The organism is Acinetobacter sp. SM34, assembly GCF_022012365.1.
In the GTDB taxonomy this organism is placed as follows: Bacteria; Pseudomonadota; Gammaproteobacteria; order Pseudomonadales; family Moraxellaceae; genus Acinetobacter.
In genome coordinates this window covers 1-7,148 of sequence record NZ_JAKLTP010000028.1, presented here as the reverse complement: position 1 = coordinate 7,148, position 7,148 = coordinate 1, and the positions used below count along the sequence as shown (strand labels likewise).

At 32.7% G+C, this 7,148-nt stretch carries 11 protein-coding genes; 9 read left to right on the top strand and 2 right to left on the bottom strand.

Annotation, left to right across the window (positions count from 1 at the left end):
- Positions 1-72 precede the first annotated feature (72 nt).
- The 3 genes from LZZ98_RS15330 to LZZ98_RS15320 all read left to right on the top strand — a co-directional run bounded on the left by LZZ98_RS15330 (position 73) and on the right by LZZ98_RS15320 (position 2,932).
- Positions 73-1,026 (top strand): replication initiation protein, encoded by a 954-nt coding sequence (locus LZZ98_RS15330; protein ID WP_237788585.1) that lies wholly within the window; start codon positions 73-75, stop codon positions 1,024-1,026.
- Between the two features lie 1,049 nt (positions 1,027-2,075).
- The gene (locus LZZ98_RS15325; RefSeq protein WP_237788584.1) at positions 2,076-2,651 is read left to right on the top strand and encodes an inovirus-type Gp2 protein; all 576 of its coding nucleotides are present in this window, start codon (positions 2,076-2,078) and stop codon (positions 2,649-2,651) included.
- An 8-nt stretch (positions 2,652-2,659) separates the two neighbouring features.
- Positions 2,660-2,932 (top strand): hypothetical protein, encoded by a 273-nt coding sequence (locus tag LZZ98_RS15320; protein WP_237788583.1) that lies wholly within the window; start codon positions 2,660-2,662, stop codon positions 2,930-2,932.
- 131 nt (positions 2,933-3,063) lie between these two features.
- Here the strand turns inward: LZZ98_RS15320 and LZZ98_RS15315 are convergent, their stop codons facing one another.
- On the bottom strand, positions 3,064-3,630 hold the full coding sequence (locus LZZ98_RS15315; protein ID WP_237788582.1) for a hypothetical protein: 567 nt from the start codon (positions 3,628-3,630) through the stop codon (positions 3,064-3,066).
- Complete coding sequence (locus tag LZZ98_RS15310; protein WP_237788581.1) at positions 3,620-4,219, bottom strand: recombinase family protein; 600 nt, start codon at positions 4,217-4,219, stop codon at positions 3,620-3,622. The genes LZZ98_RS15315 and LZZ98_RS15310 overlap by 11 nt, the downstream gene beginning before the upstream one ends.
- Positions 4,220-4,437: 218 nt before the next feature.
- Here LZZ98_RS15310 and LZZ98_RS15305 point away from each other — a divergent pair, with 218 nt between their 5' ends.
- The 6 genes from LZZ98_RS15305 to LZZ98_RS15280 all read left to right on the top strand — a co-directional run bounded on the left by LZZ98_RS15305 (position 4,438) and on the right by LZZ98_RS15280 (position 6,978).
- Entirely contained in the window at positions 4,438-4,590 is a 153-nt protein-coding gene (locus LZZ98_RS15305) for a hypothetical protein (protein WP_237788580.1), read from the top strand.
- Between the two features lie 11 nt (positions 4,591-4,601).
- Positions 4,602-4,925 carry a hypothetical protein gene (locus tag LZZ98_RS15300; RefSeq protein ID WP_237788579.1) on the top strand — a complete coding sequence of 108 codons (324 nt, stop codon included), beginning with the start codon at positions 4,602-4,604 and terminating at the stop codon, positions 4,923-4,925.
- A 239-nt stretch (positions 4,926-5,164) separates the two neighbouring features.
- Positions 5,165-5,767: a hypothetical protein gene (locus LZZ98_RS15295; protein WP_237788578.1), complete on the top strand. Its 603-nt coding sequence runs from the start codon at positions 5,165-5,167 to the stop codon at positions 5,765-5,767.
- A gap of 118 nt (positions 5,768-5,885) precedes the next feature.
- Positions 5,886-6,299 (top strand): plasmid replication DNA-binding protein, encoded by a 414-nt coding sequence (locus tag LZZ98_RS15290; RefSeq protein ID WP_237788577.1) that lies wholly within the window; start codon positions 5,886-5,888, stop codon positions 6,297-6,299.
- Between the two features lie 71 nt (positions 6,300-6,370).
- Positions 6,371-6,682, top strand: a complete 312-nt coding sequence (locus LZZ98_RS15285) for a hypothetical protein (RefSeq protein WP_086185903.1) — start codon at positions 6,371-6,373, stop codon at positions 6,680-6,682.
- Positions 6,670-6,978 (top strand): type II toxin-antitoxin system RelE/ParE family toxin, encoded by a 309-nt coding sequence (locus LZZ98_RS15280; RefSeq protein WP_237788576.1) that lies wholly within the window; start codon positions 6,670-6,672, stop codon positions 6,976-6,978. The genes LZZ98_RS15285 and LZZ98_RS15280 overlap by 13 nt, the downstream gene beginning before the upstream one ends.
- Positions 6,979-7,148: the final 170 nt, after the last annotated feature.

Sequence of the window (7,148 nt, the reverse complement as noted above, 5' to 3'; positions counted from 1 at the left end):
ACCGTGAAGCTCATACAATCTGAGAATAATAATACAGGTTGTTTGAGCATTTGCAAACAGTGAAGTTATGCAATGCAACAATTATCATTAGGCTTAGAACAATTTACAGGCAATCTGCCCAACAAGCCCTATTGCTCAGACAATATGGATTTTGGGTTACAGATTCTTCCTAAGCATTTAGCTTTGCTTAAACGCTATATTCAGCCTAATCACCCCTATTACACGCATTTCTTTGTTTTTGATTTGGACTATCCAACGGCTTGCACTGATTTCTTTTATTCAATGGTGGGCGTACCTACTCCTAATTTAATTGTAGGAAATCCTGAAAATGGGCATGCTCACTACATTTATCAATTAGCAACTCCAATTTATCAAACCAATGCAAGCAACGATAAGCCAATCAAGTACGCTAATGCTGTCTATTTGGCTCTTAGAGAAGCTCTCAATGCAGATATTAATTATAGTGGGCTTATTGCTAAAAATGCGGTACATAGCTCATGGCGAACGTATGCGTTACGTGAACAACCTTATACACTTGATCAGCTCTCTGAACGTTTAGATTTAACAACACGTCAGATTAATAAACAGATCAAAGTTGATGAAGCTGTAGGACTTGGTCGTAACTGCTGTGTATTCCATACAGTACGACATTGGGCTTATGTTGAGGTACGACAATATCGAGGGCGAAATAAGACGTTCAACCAATGGCTTGAATCGGTCATTGCTCAATGCTGTTCAATCAATGCTCAATTCACTGATCCGTTGCAGTACAACGAAGTGAAAGGTATTGCAAAATCTATTGCTCGTTGGGTATGGAAACGTGATGGCTATGCATACCAAGAGTTTATTGATCGTCAGACACGTAAAGGGCAGTTAGGTGGTAAAGCTAAAGGTGATGCATATAACTCTAAACGTGTTCAAGCAGTACGTTTGAAGGCTAAAGGTTTAAACCATACACAGATAGCAAAACAGCTTGGCGTAGCTCGTTATACAGTGATTCGTTGGCTTGATGGGGTGTCACAATAGCCTAAATCAGATATTAGCCCTTGAGGGCTGTTTCTAGCGTTTCGCAGTGTTGTTCTTTCATCACTTGTTTTCTTATTTTGCGGAACGCTAGAAACAGCTTCCAACCGACTGTGTGCTGTTAGATTTGGTATTGAAAAGAACCGAGGGCGTAGAGGTGAGAAAGGTTTAAAGAAAAGAAGTACACCATTTGTTTTATATTTTAATTATCAATAAAAAATTAGTGTGCATCTAAATTCTTCTTACATATTTGTTATTAACCATATTAGTTCTTTTTTTATTAACGTAATTCTTATTAACTTCACAATGGAAAGAGACCGGAGTTTTAAAAACAAAACCCCTGCTTAATACGGAGCATTTATTTTTCAGGGTGGGGGCTCAACAGTGCTATCCCCCCTATCATTTGTTCAGGTACTTAAAATAATACCTAGTCTGTGTTCTTAGCCTTTTGAAAAACTCATCTGAAACTATGATTTTATTCGTATGACTCTAAAGCGCTCTAATTTGCGTTTACAGCTCTTTTAAGTCTTTGTAGTGCAACTGCATAGGATGTGTTTCTATCGTTAAATCTGAGCGATTCTGTGAGCACCTGAGAATGGTTGTGGCTTCATTTTTAGTATTATTTAAATCCAATAGATATAGAAAGTAAAAAATGATGTATTGATATTTATATTAGTTATTGTTCCTAACTAATTGTTATATATTGACATTTTTGTTAAATTAATATAATATTCAAAATATAAGTAAACATTCAATTTATTAAAATAAATTTACATAAGTTATTCAAATATAACAATATTTTTCATAAAATGACATTAAGAAAAAAATAAACCCAATTTAAATCAATAATTTTTAATTTTCTATTCTTGTAAAAAACATGCCTTTAACATAGTCGGAATAAGGCTTTAACACACATCAAAATAAATTTGGTTAAACCTACAGATCTATATCTATCTTAATATTAATTATTATCAATTAATTCATATATTTATATCTATCTATTTATCCATCTAAACAACAAAAAATAGTACTTATCTCCCATCCAACTTTTAATGAGTAAATTAGTCACTACTAGCAATTTTTTAAATTATCCAATAAATACAAAATATCAAATAAAACAATCAAATATGAAAGATATATATATAGCTCTAGCCCATGCTAGGGATAGGATAAATCGACCATTAGCCACTAGGTACACAGTATCCCTTAACAATGATCACAGTTTCGATATTAAGAAGCTGACTAGAATCATTAAAAACACATTTAAAGAAACTGGCTTTTCATTTATCTATAGCTTTGAATATGTTGAAAATAAAGGCTTACATTTAGAAATGATGATAGTCACTGATCAATCTAAGTATACGCCTGATCATGTGAGAAAGATTTTAATTAAAGCATTGATCAATATGGAGGGTGTTGTTATCACGACAGAGAATGACTATACAAAGTTAGCCCTTAACTATCATGAAGTTAGAGGGGAGTATTTGAAAACAGGTGTAAAGGCAGGTCACAACTTAAAAAATGAGGTTCATTTTAAAGCATGTGTGTATCGAGCTTCCTACCTTGCCAAGCAAGACAATAAACAACAAGTACAGTACAGAAAAAAGTTTGGAACAATAACAGGATAACAATAAAAATGATTGATATGGCACAATATGAAATTAACTCAGCATACAATAAGTTTTTGAATAAATTAGTATTATGGTCTTATTTATATAAGAGAGTAGAAGCAGACAGGGAACAGGAATTTAGGCCAGTGACGGACTATGAAAAGATGATTTCATTTCAGGAAAGAGTACAAAAATTGTTGCCTGATATGGAGAAGTTGGACAGGTCAAAGATTCGATCTTATTACCCATTGCTTGATGACATGGCTTTGATTCAGTATTTCAAGGATACAGTGCAATGACCTATATCCTTTGCTCTATAGCGATTCTATTTATTTGGTATCAGCTTAAACTCATAAAGAGATAACTCAAATTTGAGTCATCCCTCACGGACACGTATAGGCGTATAAAGTGCAATGCGCCTTATGCGCTTTTAATCATCTAAGTGTAGAATAATTGATATTAGCTTTTTCTCTAAATTCTCACTACATTTAAATATATAATCTTTATTACTTTCTAATCTGTCCTTGTTATATTCAGGATTTTTGAAGATATTATCTAACATTTTCATATATTCTTTAAAATCTCTTTCTGTGTTTTGTTTTTTCATTATAAATATAAGACTGTTATATAAGTTTAAGTTTTCTATGTATTTTATATAATTATCTCTAACATTTTGATATGAATCAACTTTTTTGTGTAACATAGTTTCTTTAAATATATCATTAAAACATTGATAATTTGAATGTATAAATTTAAATATTAATTTACTTTCTTCTGATAGAATTTCACTACTTTTCTGATCTTTCCAACTATTAAATGTATATAGTAATGCGATTGATGGAAATAGAGTTGCTGACCAGATCATTAGATTTGTTGCTGTACCTTTATCCTCTACATAAATTTGTATAAGAGCATATAAGGCTATACATAAAGTTAGCAAAGCTAAATAAATAATTATTAGAGTTGTATATAAATCAAAATTTTTATTATTTTTCATTTTTTAAAACTCTATAAACAGTAGCTACGCCACAATTAACGGCTTTTGCTATTTCTTCTTTTGTTAAGCCTTTTTCATTTAATGATTTGATACGTTCATGTTTAGCCATATCTGCTTTTTTACCTGTAGGTTTGTATCCACTTCTTTCTAAGCCTTGTTTAATACGTTCTCTACGCTTGTCATTATCCAATCTAGCCATAGTAGCCAATAAATCTATAAGCATATTATTTACTAGGTTCAGGATAGAGCCTGTAATGGTATCGGTTGAGCTAACAAGCATGTGTGTAGTCGGTAGATCAGCTACAACTAGCTTTAAGCCCTTTTCTTTTATACGTCCTTTTAATACATCAAAGTCAGTTTGAGAAAGCCTAGATAGGCGGTCTACGCTCTCAACTAATAAGGTATCGCCGTTCTTTGATTCATCTAATAGCTGATTTAAAACAGGTCTATCTAACTTTGTACCTGATTCATTCTCTACATATTCGTTCACATCTCCCTTAATGGATTTAGCAAACTCTCTTAAATCATCTAATGCCCTTTCTGCGTCTTGGTCTTTGGTACTGGCACGGACATAAATTCTAGTAGTCATTTCTCATTTATCTATGTGTTTTTAAGTATTATGATAATACTATCATTTAATTTTAATTTATAGTCTATTGATAGATATTTTATCATTTAATTTTGTTATTTTTTGAGTATAGTCTAATGATAGAAAAGCTTTCTTTATTTTTTTGATTAAATCTTTTATCTTTGATTTGTAATAAATTTATTACTTTACAAAAACTGATTTTAATAATGAGGGTGACAATGTCTAAGCGTTTTCAAGTTAAATATTCTCGTGAAGGTTCAACATCTGTTCTTATTACATCCGTAACAGCATCTTCGGCTTCTCAAGCTAAAGAACAAATTAAGGCTCGCTATAATGGAAAAGTAAAAATTATTTCTGCTGTGGAACAATAAGAGATATCAAGATGTCTGAAAAAGATGAAAAGGGACTATTTGATTATTTCAAAATGTCTGAAGCTGTAGATGATGTTAAATATAGTTATGGTGCTAAGGATAAGACGGTTTCAGCTCTCAAGTTAGTTGGGAAAGGGCTTTTTAATTCGGCTAAGTTTGTTGTTGAATCAGCTCCTAAAGTGATTGAAGAAGTAGCTAAACAGCAAATGAACCAATCTGAAAAGCAACTACGAAGAACAGATTTAAGTGATGAACAGAGAGATCGACTTACAGATATAAATTCGAAGAGTCGAGAGATACATCAAGAGTATAAAGAGAGGAATAAGAATAAATAGAGTCTTAAATCTACGTAGATGAAATATGACATCGTCTGGCATGTTTTCGTTTACGTAGAGAACCTTTACGGGCAATTAACCAAAAAGTAGCCTTCAAAAAAACTAAATACACGTACCCCGTATCAACATTGAACAAATTTTTTATATTCTCTATTTTTTATCATAAGTACAAATAGAGCACTAGTTTTATTAATAATTCTCTATATTATTGTTTAATAACATATAAAAGAGGGATAAAAATGGGGTTCTTTGATTCAATATTTGGTGATGATTATAAGTTAATGAACTTTGAAAGAAATGGGAGAGTTTTCTCGTTCAAGGTGAAAATACTTTTTGATTTTTCTTCAACTAAAATATATGAAACAGATAATGGTGGACAGTTCTTGATTGTCTATAATTCAAATAAAGACTTTATAAGCACTAATTTCGATGGGCTTTTTCAGCATGAAACATTGATAAGCGGACAAAGGTTGGCAAAGGAATTCGCTATAAAGTTTGGGGTGGATTACTTCAACAAGTACTGTAAAACATATGGGGGGACTCCACCAACTGTTGCTCATCTTTATCCTTCTAAAAGATCTGTTGGACAAAATGATGATCGGTATTATGAGCTAGTAATATTGAGTGCTCATAAAGCTATCAGTTGTAATGTAGAAGGCGAAAAGCTCTACTTTCTTACAGATGGTTCATACTTTTTTGATGGTGGTTTACATATTGGTAGTGATGGTGAGCTATTGGAAAATGCTGAAAACCTTAGATTTAAAAGCAATCCATCACCATATGCAATTGATTTATTAGATGTTTTTAGTGAAAATGGTGTTCATCTCAAGCACTTAAAATAATTATTTTAGGAATGTGCTTTGTAGGTATAACATGACTTATAGAGCAAACCTAATTCATATAATACATGTTAAGTGATGTATGTTATTGTTCATTTTAGTAGAACAATGGTGAACATTTATGAGCAATATTTCAATCAATCAAGCAAGCAAATTGTTCAAAGTTAGCCGTAACACTATATATGCTCGCATTAAGAAAGGTGAGATAACAAAAAACAGTGATGGTAATGTTTCTGTTCAAGATATGATGCGTTTATTTGGAAATAAGGCAGATAAAAAAGCGACAGAACAGGCTGTCACTGAGCTATTGAACACTGTAAATAATATTGAGCAGTTAGTTGATCAACCTAAAAGCAATAATGAACAGCTTTTACAGCAAAAAATTGAACAATTGGAAGGGCAGGTTGAACAACTTGAAAAGCAATTAGAGTACGTCAAAGCAAACGAAGCTTGGCTTAAACAGCAATTAGATCAGAAGCTCATAGAACATAAGAATCATGAGAAGAAAGGGTTGTTAGGTCGTTTATTTGGATAAGGTGTGTCATACCCATGCCTAAACTATGCTATATTTTAGGTGTTAAAAGGTATTACCTTTGGAGGTGAAACATGCCATCAACTACTCAAGCATCTAATGCACCTAAACCTAGTGGCATCACATCGGTAAAACTAGGACATAGAAAGCACGTATTAGCCCAAATTGCTGAGCTAAAGCAAAGAACTGTACATAGCCTAGTGGTTGAAGCTGTGGACGCTTATATCGCTCAAATGCAAGCAAAAATGGATTATGAAGCTCAAGCTATACGTTCCTTTGAGAATTACCAACAAACAGGCTTGCATGTAACGCATGATGAGCTACAGGCTTGGGCTGATAGTTTAACCAGTGATACGCCTTTAGAAGCTCCAACATGCCACAAGTAGTTTATACAGAAGAATCTAGACAAGATTTAGTGCGTTTTGCTAATTTTTTGGTAGCAAATGAAGCAAAGGAACAGGCAAAAGCGGTAATCACTGTTATTTTGTCGAACGTGAAAAAGTTAGAAGAATTTCCTTTAATTGGGCGAATATACCCAATTGAGAATAAGGATTTTAGAGAGCTTAAGATTAAATATGGCAGTAGTGGCTATGTTTGTTTGTACTCTTTCGATCCAATAACTGACATCGTTTTAGTCCACGCTTTTAGACATCAAAGGGAATTAGGATATTCCGCTTTCTAATGATGTCAGTGGAGTAGATAGGGAGCTTTTCACAGTTATCTGAATAATTAACCGTTAGAAATTTCTTATCTGCATAGAATTATGATACAAATATTTCAGACATGAAAAAGCCCGTATTTCTTCCCTCGCCAAAGTTTAGAAATACAGGCTTGAATCCTTAAATCATATGA